This window comes from Methylophilus sp. 'Pure River' (genome assembly GCF_046765995.1).
Taxonomy (GTDB): domain Bacteria; phylum Pseudomonadota; class Gammaproteobacteria; order Burkholderiales; family Methylophilaceae; genus Methylophilus.
Genome location: NZ_JBKOUE010000001.1, coordinates 175,241 through 200,447, shown reverse-complemented (window position 1 = coordinate 200,447; position 25,207 = coordinate 175,241). Strand labels below are relative to the sequence as shown.

26 protein-coding genes are annotated in these 25,207 nt (G+C 52.0%); 6 read left to right on the top strand and 20 right to left on the bottom strand.

Translation table 11 applies throughout. From position 1 onward, the window contains the following. Positions 1 to 11: 11 nt before the first annotated feature. The 3 genes from alaS to recA are packed head-to-tail and all read right to left on the bottom strand — an operon-like array spanning position 12 to position 4,145. Positions 12 to 2,663 (bottom strand): alanine--tRNA ligase, encoded by a 2,652-nt coding sequence (gene alaS, locus ACIDE9_RS01035; protein WP_411992062.1) that lies wholly within the window; start codon positions 2,661 to 2,663, stop codon positions 12 to 14. Next, positions 2,638 to 3,111 carry a recombination regulator RecX gene (gene recX / locus ACIDE9_RS01030; protein ID WP_194753101.1) on the bottom strand — a complete coding sequence of 158 codons (474 nt, stop codon included), beginning with the start codon at positions 3,109 to 3,111 and terminating at the stop codon, positions 2,638 to 2,640. The genes alaS and recX overlap by 26 nt, the downstream gene beginning before the upstream one ends. 5 nt (positions 3,112 to 3,116) lie before the next feature. Further along, positions 3,117 to 4,145: a recombinase RecA gene (gene recA, locus ACIDE9_RS01025; RefSeq protein WP_194740763.1), complete on the bottom strand. Its 1,029-nt coding sequence runs from the start codon at positions 4,143 to 4,145 to the stop codon at positions 3,117 to 3,119. Positions 4,146 to 4,417: 272 nt separating this feature from the next. Between recA and ACIDE9_RS01020 the strand changes: the two genes are divergently transcribed. Next, positions 4,418 to 4,774, top strand: coding sequence for a hypothetical protein (locus tag ACIDE9_RS01020; protein ID WP_411992059.1), 357 nt, complete (start codon positions 4,418 to 4,420; stop codon positions 4,772 to 4,774). Positions 4,775 to 4,780: 6 nt separating this feature from the next. On the opposite strand, the gene ACIDE9_RS01015 is transcribed toward ACIDE9_RS01020, so the two are convergent. The 5 genes from ACIDE9_RS01015 to mog are packed head-to-tail and all read right to left on the bottom strand — an operon-like array spanning position 4,781 to position 7,701. Then, on the bottom strand, positions 4,781 to 5,287 hold the full coding sequence (locus ACIDE9_RS01015) for a CinA family protein (protein WP_411992057.1): 507 nt from the start codon (positions 5,285 to 5,287) through the stop codon (positions 4,781 to 4,783). After that, positions 5,284 to 5,790, bottom strand: a complete 507-nt coding sequence (locus ACIDE9_RS01010) for a phosphatidylglycerophosphatase A (RefSeq protein WP_411992055.1) — start codon at positions 5,788 to 5,790, stop codon at positions 5,284 to 5,286. Before ACIDE9_RS01010 ends, ACIDE9_RS01015 begins: the two co-directional genes overlap by 4 nt. Then, positions 5,774 to 6,721 (bottom strand): thiamine-phosphate kinase, encoded by a 948-nt coding sequence (gene thiL / locus ACIDE9_RS01005; protein WP_411992054.1) that lies wholly within the window; start codon positions 6,719 to 6,721, stop codon positions 5,774 to 5,776. Before thiL ends, ACIDE9_RS01010 begins: the two co-directional genes overlap by 17 nt. Continuing rightward, the gene (locus tag ACIDE9_RS01000; protein ID WP_194753096.1) at positions 6,714 to 7,070 is read right to left on the bottom strand and encodes a hypothetical protein; all 357 of its coding nucleotides are present in this window, start codon (positions 7,068 to 7,070) and stop codon (positions 6,714 to 6,716) included. Before ACIDE9_RS01000 ends, thiL begins: the two co-directional genes overlap by 8 nt. A 31-nt stretch (positions 7,071 to 7,101) precedes the next feature. Beyond that, a complete protein-coding gene (gene mog, locus ACIDE9_RS00995; protein WP_411992051.1) occupies positions 7,102 to 7,701 on the bottom strand; it encodes a molybdopterin adenylyltransferase in 600 nt (199 codons plus the stop codon). Between the two features lie 117 nt (positions 7,702 to 7,818). Between mog and ACIDE9_RS00990 the strand changes: the two genes are divergently transcribed. Together ACIDE9_RS00990 and ACIDE9_RS00985 are read left to right on the top strand one after the other, a co-directional pair. Next, positions 7,819 to 8,589 (top strand): PDZ domain-containing protein, encoded by a 771-nt coding sequence (locus ACIDE9_RS00990; protein WP_411992049.1) that lies wholly within the window; start codon positions 7,819 to 7,821, stop codon positions 8,587 to 8,589. An 82-nt stretch (positions 8,590 to 8,671) separates the two neighbouring features. Continuing rightward, the gene (locus ACIDE9_RS00985; RefSeq protein WP_194753094.1) at positions 8,672 to 10,642 is read left to right on the top strand and encodes a site-specific recombinase; all 1,971 of its coding nucleotides are present in this window, start codon (positions 8,672 to 8,674) and stop codon (positions 10,640 to 10,642) included. A 77-nt stretch (positions 10,643 to 10,719) separates the two neighbouring features. Here ACIDE9_RS00985 and ACIDE9_RS00980 read toward each other — a convergent pair whose 3' ends face one another. Further along, a complete protein-coding gene (locus ACIDE9_RS00980; RefSeq protein ID WP_411992047.1) occupies positions 10,720 to 10,968 on the bottom strand; it encodes a sulfurtransferase TusA family protein in 249 nt (82 codons plus the stop codon). 71 nt (positions 10,969 to 11,039) lie between these two features. Continuing rightward, complete coding sequence (yjgA, locus tag ACIDE9_RS00975) at positions 11,040 to 11,585, bottom strand: ribosome biogenesis factor YjgA (protein WP_411992045.1); 546 nt, start codon at positions 11,583 to 11,585, stop codon at positions 11,040 to 11,042. A 73-nt stretch (positions 11,586 to 11,658) separates the two neighbouring features. On the opposite strand from yjgA, the gene pmbA reads away from it, so the two are divergent. After that, a complete protein-coding gene (gene pmbA / locus ACIDE9_RS00970; RefSeq protein ID WP_194753093.1) occupies positions 11,659 to 12,981 on the top strand; it encodes a metalloprotease PmbA in 1,323 nt (440 codons plus the stop codon). Between the two features lie 82 nt (positions 12,982 to 13,063). On the opposite strand, the gene ACIDE9_RS00965 is transcribed toward pmbA, so the two are convergent. The 6 genes from ACIDE9_RS00965 to panC form a co-directional block, all read right to left on the bottom strand. Continuing rightward, a complete protein-coding gene (locus tag ACIDE9_RS00965; protein ID WP_411992043.1) occupies positions 13,064 to 14,134 on the bottom strand; it encodes an MlaA family lipoprotein in 1,071 nt (356 codons plus the stop codon). A gap of 221 nt (positions 14,135 to 14,355) precedes the next feature. Next, positions 14,356 to 15,789: a cryptochrome/photolyase family protein gene (locus ACIDE9_RS00960; RefSeq protein WP_411992041.1), complete on the bottom strand. Its 1,434-nt coding sequence runs from the start codon at positions 15,787 to 15,789 to the stop codon at positions 14,356 to 14,358. A gap of 2 nt (positions 15,790 to 15,791) precedes the next feature. Next, complete coding sequence (gene rlmH, locus ACIDE9_RS00955; protein ID WP_024929681.1) at positions 15,792 to 16,259, bottom strand: 23S rRNA (pseudouridine(1915)-N(3))-methyltransferase RlmH; 468 nt, start codon at positions 16,257 to 16,259, stop codon at positions 15,792 to 15,794. A gap of 21 nt (positions 16,260 to 16,280) precedes the next feature. Further along, positions 16,281 to 16,652, bottom strand: a complete 372-nt coding sequence (rsfS, locus tag ACIDE9_RS00950; protein ID WP_194740751.1) for a ribosome silencing factor — start codon at positions 16,650 to 16,652, stop codon at positions 16,281 to 16,283. Positions 16,653 to 16,666: 14 nt separating this feature from the next. Next, a complete protein-coding gene (panD, locus tag ACIDE9_RS00945; RefSeq protein ID WP_194740750.1) occupies positions 16,667 to 17,047 on the bottom strand; it encodes an aspartate 1-decarboxylase in 381 nt (126 codons plus the stop codon). Positions 17,048 to 17,151: 104 nt separating this feature from the next. After that, positions 17,152 to 18,006, bottom strand: a complete 855-nt coding sequence (gene panC / locus ACIDE9_RS00940) for a pantoate--beta-alanine ligase (protein ID WP_411992038.1) — start codon at positions 18,004 to 18,006, stop codon at positions 17,152 to 17,154. Positions 18,007 to 18,178: 172 nt separating this feature from the next. On the opposite strand from panC, the gene mscL reads away from it, so the two are divergent. Continuing rightward, on the top strand, positions 18,179 to 18,592 hold the full coding sequence (gene mscL / locus ACIDE9_RS00935) for a large conductance mechanosensitive channel protein MscL (protein ID WP_194753089.1): 414 nt from the start codon (positions 18,179 to 18,181) through the stop codon (positions 18,590 to 18,592). A 69-nt stretch (positions 18,593 to 18,661) separates the two neighbouring features. Here mscL and ACIDE9_RS00930 read toward each other — a convergent pair whose 3' ends face one another. Both ACIDE9_RS00930 and ACIDE9_RS00925 read right to left on the bottom strand, forming a co-directional pair. Next, a complete protein-coding gene (locus tag ACIDE9_RS00930) occupies positions 18,662 to 19,057 on the bottom strand; it encodes a hypothetical protein (RefSeq protein ID WP_411992036.1) in 396 nt (131 codons plus the stop codon). A gap of 61 nt (positions 19,058 to 19,118) precedes the next feature. Further along, positions 19,119 to 19,979, bottom strand: a complete 861-nt coding sequence (locus ACIDE9_RS00925; protein ID WP_194740747.1) for an HlyC/CorC family transporter — start codon at positions 19,977 to 19,979, stop codon at positions 19,119 to 19,121. 197 nt (positions 19,980 to 20,176) lie between these two features. Here ACIDE9_RS00925 and ACIDE9_RS00920 point away from each other — a divergent pair, with 197 nt between their 5' ends. Then, positions 20,177 to 23,827 carry a DUF748 domain-containing protein gene (locus ACIDE9_RS00920; protein WP_411992033.1) on the top strand — a complete coding sequence of 1,217 codons (3,651 nt, stop codon included), beginning with the start codon at positions 20,177 to 20,179 and terminating at the stop codon, positions 23,825 to 23,827. Positions 23,828 to 23,867: 40 nt separating this feature from the next. On the opposite strand, the gene ACIDE9_RS00915 is transcribed toward ACIDE9_RS00920, so the two are convergent. After that, positions 23,868 to 24,506, bottom strand: a complete 639-nt coding sequence (locus tag ACIDE9_RS00915) for a site-2 protease family protein (protein WP_411992031.1) — start codon at positions 24,504 to 24,506, stop codon at positions 23,868 to 23,870. 74 nt (positions 24,507 to 24,580) lie between these two features. After that, positions 24,581 to 25,192, bottom strand: coding sequence for an L-threonylcarbamoyladenylate synthase (locus tag ACIDE9_RS00910; protein ID WP_411992029.1), 612 nt, complete (start codon positions 25,190 to 25,192; stop codon positions 24,581 to 24,583). Positions 25,193 to 25,207: the final 15 nt, after the last annotated feature.

Sequence of the window (25,207 nt, the reverse complement as noted above, 5' to 3'; positions counted from 1 at the left end):
AATCAATTGAATTAATTTAGTTTTGTTTCTGCCCAAGCCTTCACGCTGGCCAGCGCCTGCGGTAAGTTGGCTGGCTCGGTACCACCGGCCATGGCCATATCCGGCTTGCCACCACCTTTGCCACCTACCTGTCCTGCAACGTGATTCACCAGCTCACCGGCTTTCACTTTGCCGGTTAAGTCACTGGTGACACCTGCCGCCAGGCTGACTTTACCGTCGGCCACACTGGACAAGACAATGACGGCAGATTTAAGCTTATCCTTGAGTTTATCCATGGTTTCGCGCAAGGCATTGGCATCAGCACCTTCCAGCGTTGCCGCCAACAATTTGACGCCATTGATATCCAGGGCTTGCGCCGCCAGGTCATCGCCCTGCGAAGATGCCAGTTTGGATTTCAAGCGTGCAAGTTCTTTTTCCAGCGACTTTACGTTATCCATCACTTGTGCGATCTTGGCAGGCAGCTCATGCGCTGGCGCTTTCAACTCACCAGCGACCTGATTAATCAGGGCTTGTTGCGTTTGCACCAGCTTCAATGCACCCTCACCCGTGGTCGCTTCTACACGACGCACGCCTGCAGCCACACCGCTTTCAGCGGTGATTTTAAACAAGCCAATATCACCGGTACGGCGAACATGGGTGCCCCCGCATAGCTCACGCGAGGTGCCAATATCGAGCACGCGCACTTCGTCACCATATTTTTCGCCAAACAGCATCATGGCGCCAGTTTGCTGTGCAGACTCAATGTCCATCACACGTGCTTGCGTGGCTGCGTTGGCAAGAATTTCCGCATTGACTAAGGCTTCTACTTTGGCAATCTCTGCATCCGTCATCGGCGCATTGTGCACAAAGTCAAAACGGGTTTTTTCAGTATCAACCAGGCTGCCTTTTTGTTGCACGTGCTCGCCCAACACTTCACGCAATGCTTTGTGCATCAAGTGTGTGGCAGAGTGGTTACGCATGGTGTTGGCACGCGCTTGCAGATTGACTTTGGCAGCCAATTCATCACCGACTGACAAGGTGCCGGTCTTGAGCACGCCATGATGCCCAAACACCGCCGCCTGAATTTTTTGCGTATCTTCTACGGCAAAAATACCGTTGGCGGACTTGAGTTCACCGCTGTCGCCAATCTGGCCGCCAGATTCAGCATAGAAAGGCGTATGGTCCAGCACCACCACGCCCAGATCCCCTTCATTCAAGGTATGGACTGCGCTACCATCCTTATACAGCGCCAGTACTTTGGCCGGAGTTTCCAGTTTATCGTAACCATGGAATGTCGTCGCCGCGCCATCATATTCAAGATTCAGCGCCATTTTGAACTTACCCGCCGCACGCGCCTGTTCTTTCTGGCGCGCCATGGCAGCATCAAAACCTGCCGTATCCACGGTCACACCACGTTCACGGCAAATATCTGCGGTCAAATCCAGCGGGAAGCCAAAGGTATCGTGTAATTTAAACGCCAGGTCGCCATTGAAAATAGCAGGTTTGGTCGCCAGTTCAGCTTCCAGAATCTGCATACCGTTTTCAATGGTTTCAAAGAAGCGGTCTTCTTCCTGCTTGAGAATATCAGTGATACGTGTCTGGTTGCTCACGAGCTCAGGATAAGCCTCGCCCATTTCAGCCACCAGGTCCGCAACCAGCTTGTGGAAGAATGCAGCGCGACAGCCCAGTTTGTAACCATGACGGATGGCGCGGCGGATAATCCGGCGCAACACGTAACCACGGCCTTCATTGCCTGCAATCACGCCATCGGCAATCAGGAAAGAACAGGCGCGGATATGATCGGCCAGCACTTTGAGCGACGGGCTATCCAGGTCAGCCGTATTGGTTTCGCGCGCAGCTGCTTTAATCAGCGCCTGGAACAAATCAATTTCGTAATTGGCATGCACGCCTTGCAACACGGCAGAAATACGCTCCAAGCCCATACCAGTATCTACCGATGGCTTAGGCAGTGGATGCATGACGCCCGCTTCATCGCGGTTAAACTGCATAAACACGTTGTTCCAGATTTCGATAAAGCGGTCACCATCTTCATCAGGTGATCCTGGAGGACCACCTGGGATATGTGCACCGTGATCATAGAAAATTTCGGTACAAGGGCCGCAAGGACCGGTATCGCCCATCATCCAGAAGTTGTCAGAGGCATAACGTGCGCCCTTGTTATCACCAATACGGACAATCTTGTCCGCAGGCACGCCGACTTCTTTGTGCCAGATGTCATACGCTTCATCATCTTCCGCGTATACCGTCACCATCAGGCGCTCTTTCGGCAAGGCGTAGACTTCAGTCAACAACTCCCAGGCGAATGCAATGGCATCGCGCTTGAAATAATCGCCAAAACTAAAGTTACCCAGCATCTCAAAAAAGGTATGGTGACGCGCAGTGTAACCGACGTTTTCGAGGTCATTGTGCTTGCCGCCAGCACGTACACATTTCTGGGCTGAGGCCGCACGCGTATAGGCGCGCTTGTCAAAGCCAAGGAATACGTCTTTAAACTGGTTCATACCCGCATTGGTAAACAGCAAGGTCGGGTCGCCGTGTGGCACCAGTGAACTGGAAGCCACTACCTGATGGCCTTTGGAAGCAAAAAAATCCAGGAATGCCTGGCGGATTTGCTTGCTGGAAGGATTGCTTCCGTAACTAACTGTCGTCTTCTGGACTGTCATCTTCTGCGTGTCTATTCAAAATTTGTTTAATCACTTCAAACGTAAAACCGCGACTTTGTAAAAAACGGGCTTGTTTCGCCCATTCCTCACGCGTCGTCGCGGCCGCTTTAAACTTTTTGCGCCAGACTTCCCTGGCGCGCTCTACTTCATTGTCCTGCAAACCGGCAACGGCTTCGGCAATCAGGGTGTCATCCACCCCTTTTTCACGCAACTCGTGCGCTACACGCGCCGCACCGAACTTGGCCTGGCGCGCATGCACCATTTGCTCGGTATAGCGTGCATCACTTAACCAGCCACGGCCTTTGAAATCCGCAATCAAGGCCGGGATATCATCTTCTTCGCCAGCGTAGCCTTTAAGCTTTTGCGCCAACTCAGCGGCGGAATACTCGCGCTTGCTTAACAACTCAAGCGCACGCTGGCGCAGCGATTTCTCCACGGTTTGCCGCAAAGGGATTAATCGTCCTCACCTCTGGCTGAAGGCATACTATCGGCCAGCACATTGGAGTTTTCGCGGATTTTGGCTTCGATCTCAGCGGCAATCGCTGGGTTTTCACGCAGGAACTCTTTGGCATTTTCCTTACCCTGGCCAATTTTTTCGCCATTGTAGCTATACCAGGCACCGGCTTTTTCCACCAGTTTGAGGTTGGTACCCAACTCGATCACTTCACCCAGACGTGAAATCCCTTCGCCATACATAATGTCGAATTCTGCCTGTTTAAACGGCGGCGCGACTTTATTTTTGATGACTTTGACTTTAGTCTCAGAACCAATCACTTCGTCGCCCTTTTTAATCGCGCCCGTACGGCGGATATCCAGACGCACGGATGAGTAAAACTTCAGCGCGTTACCGCCAGTGGTGGTTTCCGGGTTGCCAAACATCACACCGATTTTCATGCGGATCTGGTTAATGAAGATCACCAGCGTATTGGTACGCTTGATATTGCCGGTCAGTTTACGCAGCGCCTGTGACATCAAGCGCGCTTGCAGGCCCATATGGCTGTCGCCCATTTCGCCTTCAATTTCCGCACGTGGCGTCAGGGCTGCGACCGAGTCCACCACCACAATATCCACAGAACCAGAACGCACCAACATATCGGCAATTTCCAGCGCCTGCTCGCCCGTGTCTGGCTGAGAAATCAGCAACTCAGGCACATTGACGCCCAGCTTGGCCGCATATTGTGGATCCAAGGCGTGCTCGGCATCGATAAACGCGGCCACGCCACCCAGCTTTTGCATTTCGGCAATGGCAGACAAAGTCAGCGTCGTTTTACCTGAAGATTCCGGGCCATAAATCTCAACAATACGGCCACGTGGCAAACCACCTACGCCCAGCGCAATATCCAGGCCCAGCGAACCGGTAGAGACCACTTGCAAGTCTTCACCAATATCGCCATCGCCCATGCGCATAATGGAGCCTTTGCCGAACTGTTTTTCAATTTGAGAGAGTGCGGCGGCGAGCGCTTTGCTTTTGTTGTCATCCATGCTGATTGCTTTCTTTGACCAATAAAAATGCGTTGTTTACACAAACGCTATATACTTCAAACAATAACTTCTAATTATTTCATAAATCGACCATCAGTGAAATGGCGAAGCCATGAATTAGGCGAGTGAATGCCATCTGCGAGGGATGGCCGGTGATTGCAAATAAGCAATGCCAGGCCAGCACTTTTGCACGCAGTGGTTGTCAACCGTTACAAGGCAGGTGCGTTAAAGCTGCAGGGAGCATTAATTTGTTTTCCGTGTGAGGAGAATTTATGAAAATCGTAAAATATGTTTTGACATTCGCGCTGGGCAGCCTGGCTGCGTTGAGTGCACAAGCACAGGACAATTGGTCAGTCGGCGTGGTCGTTGGCAATCCATACCCACCCGCTTACTACGCACCACCACCGGTCTATTATGCGCCACCACCTGTGGTCGTTTACCGCCATCCGCAAAGTAACTTCTATGGTGTGCCAGCCGTGGCTTACCCGCAACCAGCACCTGGCTTTATCCAGTTTTCGTATGGAAACGGTGGCTATGGTGGTTATAACTATGGTCCGAGAAACTTTTACGGCGGTGGCTGGAACGGCGGCGGACATGGTCATGGCCACGGCCACCATCATCACCGCTAGTTCTGATTACAGTGCATTAGCCATCTTTAGCAAGCCAGCCAGCAAATAGCTGGCGGCCTGCTCGCGCACTTGCGTTCTATCACCTTCAAAATGACGGGTTTCTATCACCATAGTATTGCCTCTGCTGCCACCATCACTGCGAGATGCCCAGGCAAAACATACCGTGCCAACCGGTTTGTGCGGTGATCCACCACCCGGCCCAGCAATGCCAGTAATGGCAGCACTTAAGTGCGCCTGACTGTGTTGCAATGCCCCTAAGGCCATTGCCTCAGCCACTGGCTCGCTGACCGCACCAAACTCGGCAATCAATGCATCAGGAACACCCAGCATCTCGGTTTTTGCCACATTGCTGTAGGTAACAAAACCGCGATCGAACCAGGCAGAACTACCTGCAATGGCGGTCACCGCTTGTGCAACCATGCCGCCAGTGCAAGACTCCGCTAGCGCCAACTGCCTGTGCTTTGCTTGTAGTGCCTGCCCCAAGGTTTCGCTTAACTCAAGCAATATGTTCATGACACGTAGCCTTGTGCAAGTTGCAATACCAATATGGCCATGATTGCCGCCAGCACATCATCCAGCATCACGCCCAACCCACCTTTTACACGCTGATCTACCCAGCCGATAGGAAAAGGCTTCCAGATATCAAACAAGCGGAAGCTGGCAAACGCAGCCAGGCCCCAAGCCCATGTGAATGGTACCGTGACCAAGACAGCGGCCATCGCCACGACTTCATCCCACACAATAGCCCCATGATCGCTGACGCCTAATGCACGACCGGTCACCTCGCAACACCAGATACCTAGCAAGAACAACACACCTAAACTTAACCATTGCTGCATCAGCGGCAAGCCCATCAATAGCCAATACAGCGGAAAGCCCAATAATGTGCCTACCGTGCCTGGCGCTTTAGGTGATAAGCCAGTGCCCAGGCCAAAACTCAGGCAATGCAGAGGATGCGAAAACAGTAAGCCCCAACTTGGCGGCTGCGGTGGGCGGTGATTAGCCAAAATGCGCATATCCTTTCTGCGATAAGTCGATACGCACGTCTCCGTTAAACACGTGCAAGCCTGCCTGCGCGGTAATTTGCCCGATACGGCTCAAGGGCAACCCTAGCTGCGCCGAGAGCGCCTGCAAAGCGTCCCTGTGCTGCGGCGCAGCAGTAAAACATAATTCATAATCGTCGCCACCAGCCAACACAGCCTGTTGTAACACAGCATCACGCACTGACGACTGCTGCAACACAGGCTTGGGCATTGCCGTCCAATCCAACACAGCGCCAACAGAGGATGCTTGCAGTATATGCGTCAGGTCCGCCAGCAAGCCATCTGAAATATCCAGTGCAGCGGTTGCCACACCGCGCAATGCCAGCCCTAGTGCCACACGAGGTTGCGGGTGATGCATGGCTGTGGCCAGTGCAGTGAGCGCTTCAGCATGTATCTCCAGCTTGCCTAAACGATGCTGCAGCCATAATGCCGCCTGCCCCAACACGCCACTGACCCAGACATCATCACCTGCCTGCGCGCCATTGCGCTGCAAAGCCTGGCCTGGCGGCACTTCGCCCAGGATATTAATGGCAATATTCAAAGGCCCGCGCGTGGTATCGCCACCAATCAGGGATACGCCAAACTGATCGGCACAGGCAAACAGCCCTTTACTGAACCCTTGTAACCAAGACTCGTCAATCTCTGGCAAGGCAATCGACAAGGTGGCCCATTTGGGCTCGGCGCCCATGGCTGCCATATCACTGACATTCACCGCCATGGCTTTCCAACCGATGGCAAACGGGTCAATATCGGCAAAAAAATGCGTCCCGACCACCGACATATCTGCTGAAATCGCTAACTGATAGCCTGGTCGCACGCGGATCAGCGCCGCGTCATCGCCCACGCCCAGATCGGCCTGTGCAGGCCGGGTAAAATAGTTGGCAATTAGCTCAAATTCAGCCACGGCGACCCTGCCACCAGCGCAACCACACAGTGGCCACGGCCCAAGCCAGCAAAATACCGACGACATCCGCCAGCCAGTCATACACACTGGGCTGCCTGGTGGTGGTGAGTATGCCTTGTAAGACTTCCATCAGTGCGCCAAACGCAGTCAGCCCAAACAAAGTAGTTTTAGGAAAACGCTGAAACGCCAGCAAGCCCCAGAAGGTGACGCCACCAAAGGCGATCACATGCTGGATTTTGTCTTTGTAAATCGAGCCATCATTTGTTGGCGCCATTTCCATGAGCAACAAATAGGTCAGCAAGGCAAAACAACTGATAAAAATCAGTCTGGAAATAGTGTTATAACGCATGCAATCTCTTTGAATAACTTAAGAATTTAATTTATTTGCGAATGGCAGATTTAGGACGAAAAGATTTGACGATGGTTTCGTCAGTTTCCAGATAAGGCATTGGCTTATCACTAGTTGCCAGCAAATCCAGGCAATACGGCACAGCGGCAAAGATGCCGGGCACCAAAGTATTACCGTCGCGATCCTTGAGACCTTCCAGCGTTTCCTGTATCGACTTGGGCTGCCCCGGCAAATTAATCACCAGGCACTGCTTGCGGATCACGGCGACCTGGCGCGACAAAATTGCCGTCGGCACAAAACGCAGGCTGATTTGGCGCATTTGTTCACCAAAGCCAGGCATTTCCTTGTCGCCAATGGCCAAGGTCGCCTCCGGCGTCACATCCCTGAGTGCAGGACCAGTACCGCCTGTGGTCAGCACCAGATGGCAACCTTCTTCGTCGACCAGTTGTTTAAGGGTCTGCGAAATCGTCGCTTGATCATCGGCAATCAGGCGGCTGGAGACGGTATAAGGAGAAACCACCGCCTGCGCCAACCAGGCGGTGAGCGCCGGGATGCCCTTGTCTTCATAAACGCCTTGCGAGGCACGATCACTGATAGAAACTAACCCAATGCGCGTGAATTGTTCTTGCATAACCTGGTCTATGACAATTGTGTCTGTGTTAATGTACCAATACATCATAACATTACAAGCTGTTATTCGATCATGGAGAATTCGATGAACCCCCTGTGCAAGCCTGGACAGTCCGTTATGCCCGCCTACTCCTTATCAGGCCAGTGGTCTTTATATTTCAAGCATGCTGCAGTGCTGGCAGCCTTGACCTTAAGCACCGCTACCTGGGCAGAAGACAACCCTTACAGCCTCAATTACCAGGCACAAAACCAGGGCAATTTACACTCATTGCAAGCGAACCCTGAACCACAGCTTTTCAGTGGCACGCGCCGCGATGAAGACAATATCAGGATGCTGGAAAACGGCTACGACCTGATGGGATTCAGCAGCTTTGAGGCGGGCGAAGTGGATGCGGAGCAGGCACGCAACCATGGCCGCGCCATCCAGGCCGACAGCATCCTGGTGTACATGAAAAAAGCGGGCGGTGCCTCTCCTTCATCGAGAATGGAAGTGATTAAAGAAGCGGTAAAAAAAGGCCAAGCACTGACCGAAAAAGATGTCGCAGTCAAAGCAGGCAGCTATCGCTATTACGCCACTTACTGGGCAAAACTGCCACCACCGTTGCTGGGCATTCATGTCATCAAACTGGTGCCTAAACAATCCGGGCAAAACGACGATGCACCGACTAACAAGGTCAGCAGTGAAGGCGTGCGGGTGATTGCCGTGATTCATGGTTCTGCGGCTGAAAAAGGCGGTGTGGTGCGTGGAGATCAACTACTCAGCATCAACAACGAAAAAGTGGATGATGCGGCGCAACTTTCCAGTCTGGTCAGGAAATACAGCGGAAAAGTGGTCAAAGTGCAATTAGAGCGCCAGGGAGAGCCCCTGGCGGCTGAGGTACAGCTATAGTGTTTAAATGGCCTTAACCCGATTGCCCACGCCTTACAGCGGCAATCTCTTGGCTAAAATAGAATCACAGAAAGTGTTTTTCATGTTTCAACCTACCTTTGAGCATCAGGCAGCCCGTGAAGCGGCCGGCGACCTGGACGATATTCAATTCTTGCGGGCCCTGTTCGACAATATCCGCCCCAAAGTATCGACCGATATTGAAAGCGCCAGCAAGGCGCTACAGGCGCTATGCTTCCTGCTACAGCAACACCCGCAGTATGCGCTGTCATTGCGCAACAGCCTGCTCAGATTACTGGATGAAAAGAGCGTGATTTCCCTGTATTCCGAGCACGGCATCCAGTCTGACCTCGGCTTTTTCACAGAAATTTATCGCCGCCTCTCACACAAGCTCTTGCCAGAAGTCCCCGATCCCAAATACTTAAAAGATGTGTTTGGACAGGTTTTCCATCAAAGCAGCGATGTGGATTGGGTCATTGGCATGCCGGATACCGTCTGGCGGGACTTTATGTACACCTTGCACATAGACCAGGGTGACCAGCAACAACAGCAGAATTGCATACAAGAACTGAAGGATGCCTTGCAGGTGCTTTCATACCGCTTATCGGCTTCAGGACTGGATCCTGAGCTGATCTTGCAACATGAGGACCTGGAATCGAACCGCTCGCCATTCATCACGCAAAACATAGAGATTCAGACGTTTTTGGCACTGGCGACAATACAGGCCGAAGACATACAACACCTTTACAGTGTCCTCAAACGCTGCGAACAACTCACACACGAAATCCGCAAGGCTAACGCTAACACCGGCACCAGCATCTCGCTCACTGCCCTCATGCAACGCATCTTGCAGCAGATTCAACGCATGCAGTTACTGTTGGATATCTTGCATGGCCTGATCCTCAAGCATGATGTCAGTGACGCGATCACGCGCCTGCTCAAGCAGCTGGTCGACGCCGAGTGCAAGAAAAACAACCTGTCTGAATACTGGCGCCAGAACACTGAGTTACTGGCCCTGCGCGTGACTGAAAATGCCAGCCATACCGGCGAACACTATATCGCTCAGCACCGCAATGAGTACTTTAAACTGATGGGGTCAGCCATGGGCGCTGGCATTATTATTGCCGTGATGGCGATGATTAAGATCATGATTGCCAGTTACCACTTGCCACCATTGACCGAGGCCATCCTGTTTAGCCTGAATTACGGCCTGGGCTTTGTCATCATCCACTTGCTGCACTTTACCGTCGCCACCAAACAGCCCGCCATGACGGCCGCCACCATTGCCGCCACTATCGACGACCATGGTCACGACAGTAAAAACATCCACAACCTGGTCAACATCGTGGCACAAACCACCAGCAGCCAGACCATTGCCATCCTGGGCAATGTTGTGGTGGTAATCCCAGTGGCTATCCTCATCGACTGGCTCATCATGCAAACAACCGGCCACCATTTCATCGGCACCGAAAAAGCGCATGCCCTGCTGGATAGCAACAACCCCTTGATCAGCCTGACGGCACTGTATGCGGCGGTGGCAGGTGTCTGCTTGTTCCTGTCCGGCCTGATTGCGGGCTACCATGACAACCTGGCCGCTTATAACCGGATTCCCGAGCGTCTTGGGCATTTGCGCTGGTTACAAATACTGCTGGGCAAAGAGCGTTTGTGGCGAATCACCGAGTATATTCGCCATAACCTGGGTGCATTGGCCGGTAACTTTTATTTCGGCTGCCTGCTGGGCTTTGCGTCGGGGTTGGGCGTCATGCTGGGCCTGCCGCTGGATATCCGTCATGTTACGTTTGTCGCAGCGTTCTCTGGGTATGCATTGCCGGCACTGGACTTCCAGGCCAGTCATTACATTATCGGGACTGCGATTCTGGGCATTGCCCTGGTCGGCACACTTAACCTGATGACCAGTTTTGGCCTGGCGATTTATGTCGCCATGAAATCACGCAAAGTACGCTATCGCCATTGGAAAGCCTTTTGGCTGGAGTTGCTGACCGCCCTGTATAAACAGCCAGGCAAGTTTATATTGCCGCCACGCAAGCCAGACTAGGCATTACGCGACACAACATTTGCGAAAATCTTAGACAGGCATGCTGCCAAACAGCATGCTGGGGTGAAAGAACGCGACTAGGCAACCAGCACCGCTTCTTTTTCCATGACAAAATGAAACTCGCCATGTTGCTTGTTTAAAGACAGCAATTTGACCGGGTGATTGTTGATCAGGTTGCGGATATTTTGTTCGCTACCCGCAGACGTTGTTTTCACCAGCAACACCTGGCCTGGTGACAGGCGCTCCAGTACTTCTTTGGTTTTTAGCATCGGCAACGGACTATCCAGGCCGGTTAAATCAAGTTCAATATCAATCTGGTTATGCATGGTTTCCCCTCCTCGTTTAGCATGGTCAATGAATACAGCCAGCGTACCGCACCAAGCGCCACGCGACACTTTTACTCGTCCAATGACTCTTCTTCAAATGATGTGTCGTCCTGCACACTCTTGCCTTCCATCACCTCGCGTATCATTTTAAACAATTCGCGGCTGCTCTTGGGCGGTTTACCGGCGGCGTGCTCTTTTTGTGAATTGCGAATCAGCGTACGCATCTGCTGCACATGCGTTTGCGGAAACTCGGCAATAAATAATTCTATGGCTTTGACATCCTCCAGCATACGCGTACGCCAGCGTTCCATCTGATGAAAACGGGCATTTTCTTCCTGGTGCTTGCCGTCCCACTTTTGTAATTGCTCGACAATAGGTGCTAGGTCAGTGTCACGCATCAAGCGGCCAATATATTGCATCTGGCGACGAATCGCGCCATTAGCGGTAATGCGTTTGGCTTCTGCAATCGCATCCAGTAACGACTCTTCTAATTGCAGTTTTTTCAGTTTGTCCTTGGGCAGTGCCACCAGTTGACGGCCTATCTCCTGCGCAGCATCCGCCTCTGCTTTCAATCGGGTTTTACTGGGCTGGGAATCATCAAAGGTTTCAGATGTCATGGTAAAAGCAATCTCTGCCAAATCGGGTATGATAACAGTTTTAACTGCCAAGCAAAAAACAAGCGCGTACAGCATGCAATCGGATCAACTTCAACAAATCGCTCAAGACATCATTCAACTGGCACGCAAAGCAGGCGCCAGCAGTGCCGAGGCAGAGGTCAGTTTTGGCACCGGCCAGAACGTTTCCGTGCGGCAAGGCGAGACTGAAAACATCGAATATAACCGTGACAAAGGCTGTTCGGTCACAGTTTATTTTGGTCAGCGTAAAGGCTATGCCAGCACCTCGGATTTAAGCCCTCAAGCCTTGAAAGATACTGTTGAAGCTGCCTGCAATATTGCAAAATATACGGCACAGGACCCTTTCTGCGGCTTGGCCGATGCGGCATTGATGGCCACTGACTTTCCAGATTTGTCACTGCACCATCCCTGGCATATAGAGGTGGATGCGGCGCTAGCGCTGGCCAAGCGCTGTGAAGCAGCCGCCCTCGCCGTCGACCCGCGTATCAGCAATAGCGAAGGCGCCAGCATTTATAGCCAGAGCGGCGCTTTTGCTTATGCCAACAGCCATGGTTTTATTGGCGGCTACCCTAGCTCACGCCACAGCATCAGTTGCTCAGTCATCGCCGAAGCGGATGGCCTCATGCAACGTGATTACTGGTACAGCAGTGCACGTGATGCGCTAGACCTGGCAACACCAGAGCAGGTCGGCCAGACAGCAGGCTCACGTACGGTTAAGCGCCTGGGCGCCCGCCCAATCAAAACCGGGCAATATCCGATCTTATTTGAAGCACCATTGGCCAGCGGACTGATAGGCACCTTGATTAGCGCCATTTCCGGTGGCAATTTATACCGGAAATCGTCTTTTCTGCTCGACAGCCTGGGCCAAACCGTGGCCAGTCCATTGCTGCAGATTGATGAAAATCCGTTTGTACTCAAAGGCGCTGCCAGCAGCGCATTTGATAGCGAAGGCGTGGCTTGCCGCCCACGCACACTAGTTGAAAACGGGGTGTTACAAGGCTATTTACTGGGCAGCTATTCTGCCCGCAAACTGGGCATGCAATCGACCGGCAATGCCGGAGGCGCACACAACATTGTGGTACGCTCTACAGGCCACAGCCTTGAGCAATTATTGCAGGCCATGGGTACCGGCCTGCTGGTGACAGAATTACTTGGACATGGCATGAATATGGTCACTGGTGACTATTCCAGAGGGGCGGCGGGCTATTGGGTAGAAAATGGTGTGATTGTGCATCCAGTAGAAGAAATCACTATTGCCAGCAATATGAAGGATATCCTGAAAAACATTGTTGCGATCGGTAACGATGTCATTCCTCACAGCTCACGGCAGACGGGATCCATATTAATTGAACGCATGACGGTTGCTTCATCAGAGTAAATAAGCACGTTAGCGCCTGCGGGCACCCAAATAAAAAAGGCTTTGCAATGCAAAGCCTTTTTTATTCAACGTGTGGGCATCATTATTGCGCAGGCGTTGCTGGCTCCACCACGGTCAACAAGGTTTCATCAACACCAGCCAACATCGCGCTAGCATCAACCTCAACCACTGGCACTTCTTCGCCTGTAGTCTGGTCAGCCTGCTCCAGCAAAGGTGGCAATGCCTCAACGGCTTCACCAGCAGCTTCACTCAACTCAACGACGTCAACCGTTGCAGCAGGCTCGACCACTAGGGCAGCGCCCTCCACAGATGGCTCAACGCCCTCAAGCTGACCAACCTCAGACTGACCAATAGGCGCAGCCGATTGCAACAGCACTGCGTCAGCGCCTGTCGCTGGTGATAACTCAGAATGCGTTGGCGTGGGTGCATCTTCATCCGCAGGCTCAAACTCGTCCTGCAACAGCTCTTTAGGTACCAAGCCATCCTGAATCAGGCTGGCACGACGTTGCAAATAAGCATCACGCATGAACGCATATGGGTCAATTGACGCGTTATCCACCAAATCGGTCGCATCCAGCAATTGTGTACGCTTGTCCAGCAGCTGCACCGCACGCACCTGGTTGTGTGCACGAATCTGACCAGTATTATGCAAATAGGTAATCGGGTCAGACGTCACAGTGTCAATAAACAGGCCGCTGGCATCGCGGATGGTGCTTGGGCCAATAATCGGCAACACCAGATAAGCGCCGGAACCTACACCCCAGTAACCCAAGGTCTGGCCAAAATCTTCCTGGTGTTTTGGCACATTGTCCATGCTAGCCACATCAATAAAGCCAGCGATACCAAAGGTGGAGTTGATCACAAAACGCCCGGCATCGGTAAAGGCCTGGGCAAACTTCAATTGCAGCAAGTCATTGACGATGGTGGTCAAGGTGCCGAGGTTGCTGAAGAAGTTGCTGATGCCAGTACGCACAGGGGTAGGCGCAACCGCTTTGTAGGCTTTGGCGACCGGCTTCATGGCGTAGCGGTCAGCCACATCGTTAAACTTGTAAATTCCCCGGTTGATGCCTTCCAGCGGGTCTTTATTGGTTGTGGCACAACCAGAGACACCCACTAAAACGGCAGTCAATACGATCGCTCTCAGTGTTTTCATATTTGTCATTATGTTTAGAAGCTTTTCAAGCGCATTTAAATTGTTGTATCCCCAACAGTGCTTGCATGTGTGTCCTTCGCCAGGGCTTGTCATGACAGTTAACGGAACGCTCTTCTAAAAATTGAAGGGATGCTGGTTAAAAAATCATCGAATTGACCAAGCCATTCTCGCTGCGGCCCAAGCTTGACACGCAGTCAAACGCATTTATTCTACATCAAATGTCATCTTTGCTTCACATTATTTTTGTATAAGTGCAGCGCCAATTCGCGCTGTTGCGCATGATCCACCACAGGGGCCGGGTAATCCCCCATTAACCCTTTGTCAAACAAGGATTTTTTACGAAATTTTTCTGCCCAGGGCGCATGAATCTGCTGGTCATCAAGCGCCGTTAATTCTGGCACATATTTACGGATAAATTTACCTTGCGGATCAAACTTTTCCGACTGCGATTGCGGGTTAAAAATCCTGAAATAAGGCTGTGCATCACAGCCGGTGGACGCCGCCCATTGCCAGCCGCCATTATTGGCCGCAAAGTCAAAATCAATGAGCTTCTGCTCAAAATAACGCTCGCCCCAGCGCCAGTCAATCAGCAGATCCTTGACCAGAAAGCTGGCCACCACCATGCGCAAACGGTTATGCATATACCCCGTTTGATTGAGCTGACGCATAGCCGCATCGACAATAGGGAAGCCAGTGCGGCCTTCGCACCAGGCGGCAAACCAGCCAGCATCATTGGGGAAAGGTAGCGCTTCATACTCCGGCTTGTAAGACCGGCCTTGTTGCAGGTCTGGCCGATGAAAGAGAATCTGGAAATAAAAATCACGCCAGATCAACTCACTCAACCAGATGGCGGCACCTTCATTACCAGCCAATGACAATTGCCAGGCCGCATGGGCTAACTGGCGAATAGAAATCGTGCCGAAACGCAAATGCACTGAGAGGTAAGACACGCCCTTCACGGACGGATAATTGCGCGCCTCATGATACTGGTCGATACGCTGTAAAAAGTCGTCAAATAACCGCTGCGCACCCGCCATGCCGGTTGGCAGTCGCAACTCAGCAAGATTGGTACGCTGAAAGCCGAGTGACTCCAAGGCTGGCATGGGCTGCGGCGTGACCGCGGCCAGGTGATGCAGATACTTTTTGACCGGGTAAGCCTTGAGGTAAAACGCGTTCAATTTGGCCAAGTGTGCATTTTTATAAGGCGTGAATACCCCATACGGCTTGCCAGTTTGCGTCATGACCTCATCTTGTTCAAACAGCACCTGGTCTTTGAACAAATGTAGTGTTTGACCATGACGCAACAGCGCCTGGCCCACGGCTTCGTCACGGGCAATCGCGACTGGTTCGTAATCTTTATTGGCATATACCGCAGTCACATTTAGCGCGCTGGCCAGGACTGGAATCTCCGACTGTGCAGGGCCGTGCAAAACCACGAGATCGCTACCTTGCGCTTGTAAAGACTGTTTGAGTGCCCGCACGCTTTCCCAGATAAACTCTACCCGGCGATCCTGTTTATCGCTCAAGGCATCCAGAATGTCGGTATCAAAAACAAAAGCGACATAAACGTGCGTATGCCGCTTTAAGGCGTGATACAGCGCTGCATGATCATCGTCGCGCAGGTCGCGACGCAACCAGACCAGGGCACTAGACATCGTTATTCTCGGTGATAGGGATGACCACTTAGAACGGTGTGGGCACGATAAAGTTGCTCGGCTAGCATCACACGCACCATGCCATGCGGCATGGTCAGTTTAGACAGACTGAACAACCACTGCGCCTGGGTTTTGAGTTGTGCATGCAAGCCATCAGCCCCACCAACCACCAGTGAAACATCACGCCCCATTTCCTGCCAGCTTTTGAGTTTTTCTGCCAGTTGCAAGGTGGTCACGGCTTGCCCACGCTCGTCCAGTGCCACCAGGTAATCTTTACCGGCGACTTCCAGGATACGCTTGGCCTCTGCTTCTTGCACCACTTCACTGTTTTTACCGGCCGCGCGTTTATCAGGCTTGATTTCGATGATGCGTGTTTCGAGCTCACGTGGCATGCGCTTCAAATACTCTGCGCACGCTGTTTCAACCCAGTCGGGCATTTTATGGCCGACCGAGATGATATTCAGCTTCATATCAGGAGAGAGATAGGGCTTTTAGGCAGCAGAGGCCGCGCGGCGGGTTTGCGACTCGCTCCACAGCTGTTCAATGTTGTAGTAAGCGCGCGTTGCCGGGACCATCACATGGACAACGATATCGCCCAGGTCCACCAACACCCACTCACCTTCTTTTTCGCCCTCTACGCCACGTGCATCAAGGCCTTTTTCTTTCAGCTTTTCACGCACATTATCGGCAATCGCCTTGCATTGGCGGGTGGAGTTACCACTGGCGACGATCATGTAACTGGTGACCGCGGTCATATGACGCACGTCCATCACCGTGATATCAAAGGCTTTAATATCTTCCAGCGCGTCAACAACGGCCAGCTTCATGTCCTCCAGGGACAATACATCAATGTTAGGTTGCATAGGGGTACTCAAAATCAGGCAGCTTGCGCAGGGATATGGTTTTTCTGTTCGACGATGCGATTTTGCGCATCGACATACACCAGTTGCGGATGGTAATTGGTCAATTCGGCTTCGGTATATTGCGAATAGCTGGCAATAATTATCAGGTCATCAGGGTCGGCTTTATGTGCCGCCGCGCCATTCACCGAAATCACGCCAGAGTGGCGCTCGGCACGAATGGCATAAGTTGTGAAACGCTCACCATTGTTGATGTTGTAAATCTGGATCTGCTCATATTCGTGAATATTAGCGGCCTCCAGCAAGGCTTCATCAATCGCACAACTGCCTTCATAGTGCAGCTCGCTATGCGTCACACGCACCCGATGCAGCTTGGATTTCAACATGGTTCTTTGCATTGCGTCCCTTAGCTCGAACTTCCGCTCGCGCGGAAAAGGTCGTAATTATAAAGTTATCAATGGCTTAGCGCAAAATAAATTTATAAAAAATGCCTTCAATCTCGCTACGCACTGACTTCACAATTATCAATCAGCCGCGTCTTACCCAACCTGGCTGCCGCCACTATCACCCAGTCGCTGGTCTGCGCATCCGGCAAGGTCAGTGACTGTTGACGCCTGATCTCTACATAATCTACCTGCCAGCCCTGCTGGCTCAGCATTAAACAGGCTTGCTCGCGCAAAGTGGCATAGTCGCGGCGGCCAGACAGCAAGGCCTGTTTGATGCTTTGCAACTGCTGGTTTAACTGCGCCGCCTGTGTTTTTTCCGCTACTGTTAAATAACCATTTCTTGAACTCATGGCCAGGCCGGAAGACTCGCGTGCCGTTTCCCCGGCAATAATTTCAATATCAAAGTTGAGTTGTCGCACCAAGGCACGAATCACCATGAGTTGTTGATAGTCTTTTTTGCCAAACACCGCGACCTGCGGCTGCACCATATGAAATAATTTAGCGACCACGGTGGCGACGCCTGCAAAATGACCAAGACGACTGGCACCACATAAATCATCGGCCAACGGTGGCGGCTGAATCACCATCTCCTGGTGCAAAGACTGACCATCAAAATCCGGATACATTTCTTCCACAGGGGGTGCAAACACCACGTCAGCGCCCACGGCTTGCAACTTCTCGCAGTCAGACTGCAAGGTGCGCGGGTAACTGCCAAAGTCTTCATTCGCCCCAAATTGCAGTGGGTTTACAAAGATACTGACCACGACCAGGTCAGCATGGTTCTTGGCTAAAGTCACTAGCTGACAATGCCCGGCGTGTAAATTACCCATGGTCGGCACGAATCCCACACGCTGATCACGGTGAGTAGCCAGAAAGGCGCGCAATTCGCGCAAGGTATGAAACAACTGCATGTAGACTCTCTAAAATCCGACAAAATCCAGAGTGGCTCAATATATCACACCGCACTATATTCAGCCCTGGCCTATCTAAAGATCACTTTACCGGCAATTGACAAGCACGCAGGTCCACGCCTATAGTCATCATTTGCAACTATCTACAATTATTAACATCAGGAGTAAGTGAATGAGTGTGATGACCGAGTTTAAACAATTTGCGCTGAAGGGCAATGTCATGGACCTGGCGGTCGGTGTCATCATCGGCGGTGCCTTTGGCAAGATCGTTGATTCCATGGTGAACGACATCATCATGCCGGTCATCGGCAGAATTTTTGGCGGCTTTGATTTCAGCAATTTATACGTGCCACTCAATGGCCAGTCGGCTGACCTCGCCCTGGCAGAAGCAAAAAAACTGGGGGCGGTGCTGGCTTACGGCAACTTCGTCACCATTGTGCTTAACTTTATCATCCTGGCATTTATCATTTTCCAGATGGTTAAATTCATGAACAGCCTGAAACAGGCAGAACCACCACCAGCGCCAGCAGCAACACCGGAAGACATTGTCTTGTTGCGTGAAATCCGGGACAGCCTGAAAAAGTAATTTTTGGGTGATGTGTACATGACAAAGGGCGCCAAGGCGCCCTTTGTTTTTAGTTCTGTTATTTAACGCTTACAAATCCGCCGGATTAGGCTGAACCTCATACGTCTGGCCTGAGCTCGCATCAGAACCATCATTATTCAGGAACACCACCACGCTGACCTGGTCATCAATCAGATCCAGCTCTGTCGTCGGATAATACGCTCCAGCGGCATCTTTATTGATATTGTGGTAATGCCAGATTGAGGCCACCACGCGTCCGCTATCCTTTAACTTCACATCTTCAGCGCGCGCGGGCTCGCCTAGCAAGGCGATCAATTGTGCGCGGTTCAATTTACCGACCGCATCGACAAAGCCTTGTTCGTCCTCTGGAAACTTAGCTGCCGTCGCGCCCGCCGACGCAGATCCGCTTAAAGACAATAATGCAACAGCCACCACTCCGCTCAACCAGGTTTGTGCTTTCATCATGACTCTCCTTTATTCAGAAACTCAGGCAATTAAAACAACAATAGGTTCCAACACGGCAAGGCTACACAGACTCGATCGGGTAAACCTCTTCCGGCAATTGCTCAACCAATAGTACATGCACGCGACGACTGTCGGCATGGACGACGGTGACACTTAAATTATCAATACGGATATGCTCGCCACGTTTGGGCAAATGGCCGAAGTGATTCACCACCAGACCACCGACGGTAGAAAACTCTTCATCGCTAAACGCAGTACCTATCGCTTCATTAAATTCAGGGATTTCAGTCAGCGCCTTGACGCGGTACTTGCCCGGCGCCTGGAAGATAATGTTGCTTTCATCTTCATCATCGTCGTACTCATCTTCGATATCGCCAACAATTTGTTCGAGCACATCCTCAATGGTGACCATGCCCGCGACACCACCGTACTCATCCACGACAATGGCAATATGGTTACGGTTGCTGCGGAATTCCTTTAACAACACATTCAGGCGCTTGGATTCTGGGATAAACACCGCCGGGCGCAACATATCGCGCAGCTCGAACGACTCACTGGCATAATAACGCAACAAGTCTTTGGCCAGCAAAATGCCGATGACATCGTTTTTATTATCTTCAATGACGGGGAAACGGGAGTGCGCTGTTTCGATCACAAACGGCAAAAAGCTTTCTGGCGGCTGGGCGATGTCGATCACGTCCATTTGCGACCGCGGGATCATGATGTCCCTGACCTGCATTTCACTGACTTGCAGGACACCTTCAATCATAGCGAGCGAATCGCTATCCATCAGGTGATTTTCATAAGCCCCGTGCAGCAACTCAACCAGTTGCTCCCTGTCTTCCGGCTCACGCAGAAGAAAGTGACTTAATCGTTCTAAAAGAGAGGGTTTGTGTGACAACTTATCCGGCTCTGAAGCCATAGTTACTGCTGAAAACAGCATCCTGTATAACGCGTTAACTTAAGCATACATGAAAACGGATGCCGATGTCACCTTCATGACATGGGTTGTTTGACTTATTCAAGGCCACCCCTGGCGCTGTATGACACTCAAAGATTTGTCACTTTCCGCTGTCAACAATCGATATAAAAGATTTAATTTCTGCTAAATTAACACTTATGTTGAATCGCCTACCGCCCTCTTTACGCCCCTTGTTGCAGTCACTCGCCTTTAAGGTGGTTGCCGGACTGCTTGTCTTTTACTTCCTGTTTGCCTGGCTAGCCATCAACCCACTGGCAAAATGGTTGTTGCCCTGGGTAGCAGAAAGCCAGTTGGCAAGCAAAGCCAGCGTAGAAAAAGTGACCTTTGACCCGCTACGCCTGACCGCGACCATCGAGAAACTGGCGCTGACCGAGAAAAGTGGCGCGCCACTGGCATCGTTTGACAAGCTAGTGGTCGACCTTGAGGCCAGCGGCCTGTTCGACTGGGCCTGGAAACTCAAGCAAATCACACTGACAGCACCGCGCGTCGATGTGCATATCTCCAAACAAGGCCGCCTCAACTGGGCCGACCTGATTGCCAAACTGAATGAAGATCCTTCACCACCGAGCCCTGACCTGCCACGCGTGATCATTGAAAACATTTCGATCAGCCAGGGTAATATCGATTATCAGGATGCGCAGCACGCCTCACCATTACAAGCATCACTTAAGCCACTGGACTTTGAGCTGGAAGGCTTTTCCACGCTACCCAAAGACCGTGGTGACTACCTGATTGCCGCCAAACTGCCGTACCAGGGCGCCACCATCAAATGGAAAGGTAATTTCGGCGTCAATCCGTTAGCGTCGCAAGGCTCACTGGCGATTGAAGGCTTGCAAATCGCCAAAGTCATGCAATGGGTAAACACAGCCAACTTGCCGCTGCAAATCACGGCAGGTACATTTGCCAGTCAGCTTAACTATGATTTTTCTTTACCAAATCAACAACCAAAACTGTTGGTCAGCGATGCAGAGCTGCGCGTGAATGATTTGGCAGGTGCACTGACACAAGGCGACAAGCTCGCGTTCACGCAGCTGAAGGTCAAAGCCAAGCATCTGGCGCTTGATCAACAAAAACAGTTATTGGTCACCACACAAGATATCGATGTACAACTGGACCAACTCAAACTACATAAACCACAGGCAGAGCTTGCCATTGCCAAAAGCAGCCTGACTTTACCCAAGCTGGTCTTCGCACAGGACAAACAGGCCCAGCTGACATTTGACAACCTGAACCTGCATATTGAGCAAACACAGCTACAACAGGCGCAAAAAACATTATTTGCGCTGCCAGAACTGGCGATCGAAAATGTCAGCCTCAATCTGGCCGAACGCCGGGTCAATGTAGCGCATATTTTATTAAACAAAGGGCAATTGTCGGCGACGCAAACGGCTGCCGGACTTGATTGGCAACACGCCTTTGCCGAACCTGCAACAGCCACGCCCTCGCCTGCAGAGACCCCTGCGGTGCCAGATGAAAAGGTCAATGAAAAGGCCAGCGCCCCCTTCCAATTTGCGATAGACGACATTGCCCTGGCGCACTGGCAGCTCGCTTATACCGACCAGCAATTTGCCAAGCCCTTGCAAGCCACGGTTGGCGACTTAAATATACAACTAGGTGTGGACAATACGTCAGGCCTGACGCTAAAAAATGTGCAACTGGAAGCCACACAACTCAGCGTGCAATCAGATAAAAAACCCGCCGCCCAATTGGCCAAATTCGCACTGAGTCATGCACAACTGGCGCTGGACCAGCAAAAAATCGACATTGCCGCGATTCAATTACAAGGGCTTAAAACAACGGTCATCAGGCAAGCGGATCAACGCCTGAACTGGCAAGCCATACTGTCACCGGTTTCAGGCAGTCACACAGCAACGGCCAAAACAAGCACACAAACAGCAACATCTGCGAAACCATGGTCTTACGCCGTGAAGCGGCTGGCCTTGCAACAGGCTGACATTCATTTTGAAGATCAAACGACACCGACACCTGTGGTGCTGGATGTGGTGGATGCCAGCGTGGAAACTAGCGACCTGAGCCAGAATATGGCACGCTTGCTGCCGGTGAAAGCTGGATTCAAGGTCAAACAAGGCGGTCAGTTCAACCTGCAAGGCAAACTGGCTGCAGCCCCTTTTAAAACCGAGTTGCAATGTACACTCACCGAACTGGCACTGAAACCCTTTGCCCCTTATATCCAGCAAGCTGCCTTACTGCAACTGGAAAACGGTTCCGCCAGCCTGCAAGGCAAACTGCAACAAACCAGCAGTGGGACGACGAAGTTTGACGGCGGCTTTAGTATCAACCAGCTGTCCATCCTTGAGGAAGCGAGCCAGCAACCGTTTTTACGCTGGGAAAAACTGCAAGGGGACGGCTTGGCACTGTCACTGGCGCCCAACAAGCTGCTATTAAGTACGCTGACCTTAAGCAAACCGCAAAGTAAATTCATCATTTACCCTGACCGCAGCCTGAATATCACCAAGGTCATACGCACGGCTACACCAGACCAGGCGGCGGCAACCACATCAACCACAACCAAGGCGCCTCCCGCCCCCGCGAGTCAAACCACCGCAACGGCAACACCTGCCAGCACTAGCAGCGATTTCCCGGTGGCAATTGATACGGTACGCATCAATAACGCCGAACTGGAATTTGCTGACTTATCGCTACCACAACCGTTTGGCACGCACATTCACACCCTGGGTGGCGTCATCAATGGCATCTCCAGCAACCCGTCATCCACCGCGCAAGTCGAACTGGACGGCAAGGTAGATGATTACGGTGCAGCACGTATCCGTGGCTCGTTGCAACCATTTAAAACCACAGAGTTTACCGATATTAAACTAGCCTTCACCAACCTGGAGATGAATCGCCTGACTCCCTACTCGGGTAAGTTTGCCGGGCGCAAAATTGAATCTGGCAAGCTGTCTGTAGACTTGGGCTATAAAATCAAACAGCGTGTACTGGCGGGCGAAAACAAATTTGTCATCAACAAGCTTACCCTGGGTGAAAGAGTTGACAGTAAAGATGCCCCCAACCTGCCCCTGGACCTGGCGATTGCCATCCTGGAAGACAGTGATGGCGTGATCGACCTCGATTTGCCAGTCAGTGGCAGCCTGGACGACCCCAAATTCAGCATAGGCGGGATTGTCTGGAAAGCGTTCACCAATGTGCTGACCAAAATTGTGACCGCACCGTTCAGTGCGCTGGGTAAACTGTTTGGCGGCGGAGAAAAACTGGAGGCGATTGTGTTTGACCCCGGCAACGCGGCAATTTCGCCACCGGAACTGGAAAAGTTACATACTGTGAGCAACGCACTCACCAAACGCCAGCAATTAGCGCTGGGCATTGTACCTGGCTACGATGTAGCCGCAGATACACGCGCGATTCAGGAAGCCAGCTTGCGCAAACAGGTGGCAGAAGAGGTCGGCGTACGCCTGGAGGCGGGACAAGCACCGGGGCCGATTGACTTGAACAACCCGAAAGTGCAGTCTGCGATACAAGCATTGCACGACAAACTCACCAATAAAGGCTTGCTCAAGCGGCTGGCCGCCAAACTGGAAAAAGCACCCGAAGGTTTTTACGCACAAGCCCAGGAAGCGCTTACCACCAGCATCCAGGTCACCGACACTGATTTGCAAACCCTGGCTAAGGCACGTGCCGACGCCATCCAAAAAGCATTACTGGCTACAGGGATTGGTGCAGAACGGGTTTCAATCACCAACCCGGCAACAGTGAAGGCAGACCATGACCATGTTCCGACCAAACTGACGCTGGACGCGATCAAACACTAACGGCAAATAGCATGAAGCCGCTAAATTAGCGGCTTCATCATTACATCACCAGCACAGTCAATAACTGCTGAAAGAACCTGAGTACCGGCGACAGTAAAACACCCAGAATGCCAGTAAATAACAAGGCAATAAGAATCAGCATGCCATAACGCTCGATTTGCGCAAACTTGATTGCAGCCTGCATGGGCAACAAGCTCACAGCAATACGGCCACCATCCAAAGGCGGCAGCGGAAACAAATTCAACACCAGCAACACCAGGTTAATCTGGATGCCCGCCAGGCTCATTTGTGACAAAAAAGCCTGCGCGGACTCTGGAAACAGGCCAATACGCGCCAGCACCAATCCCCACACAATTGCCATGGCAAAATTAGACGCAGGGCCAGCCAACGCCACCCACAACATATCTTGCTTCGGCCGACGTAATTGGCCAAAGTTGACTGGCACCGGCTTGGCCCAGCCAAACAGCACGCCGCCCAGGATAATGCTGAGCGCAGGCAGTAAAATCGTGCCGATCGGGTCTATATGCTTAAAGGGATTGAGGGTAATCCTGCCCATGCGCTCAGCGGTCAGGTCACCAAAAAACTTGGCGGCATAACCATGCGCCGCTTCATGTACCGTGATGGCAAACAGGATGGGCAAGGCGTAAGCGGCAATTTTCTGTACAACAGTGAGTTCCATGTCATGCTTCCAGCTAAAGTCAACACTCTGCAACAGAGTCTAAGAATCCTAAGGTGCGGCCAGATACCGCCAAATCAAGGCCATGGCGCAACGCCAGCGCGCACCACTTCGGGCGGGTCTTGCGTCAAATCCACCACCGTCGTGGCTCCCACGTGCACGATGTCACTGTCGATCACGGCGTCAATCTGATGCTCCAGGGCTTCACGGATTTCCCAACCGACTGACATGGGCGCTTCATCGCCAGGCAACTGCAAGGTCATGCTGAGCAAGGGCGAATCCAACGCCTCCAGCAAGGCTTGCGTAACCACATGCTTAGGCACGCGCAAGCCAATGGTGCTGCGCTTGGGATGCTGCAAGCGGCGCGGCACTTCACGGCTGGCTTCGAGTAAAAAGGTATAAGCGCCCGGCGTCATCGCCTTGAGCAAGCGGAACTGGCTGTTATTCACTTTGGCATAAGTGCCAATCTCAGCCAGGTCACGGCAAATCAACGTAAATGGATGCTCATCATCGACACCACGCAAGCGGCGGATACGGGTTTGCGCGTCCTTGAACTCCATCAGGCACACCAAAGCATAACTGGAATCAGTGGGGCATGCCAGCACCCCGCCCTGCTTTAATAGCTGCGCAGCTTGCTGGATCAAACGGCTTTGCGGGTTTTCCGCATGAATCACAAAATACTGTGCCATGATTTAGAGGATGCG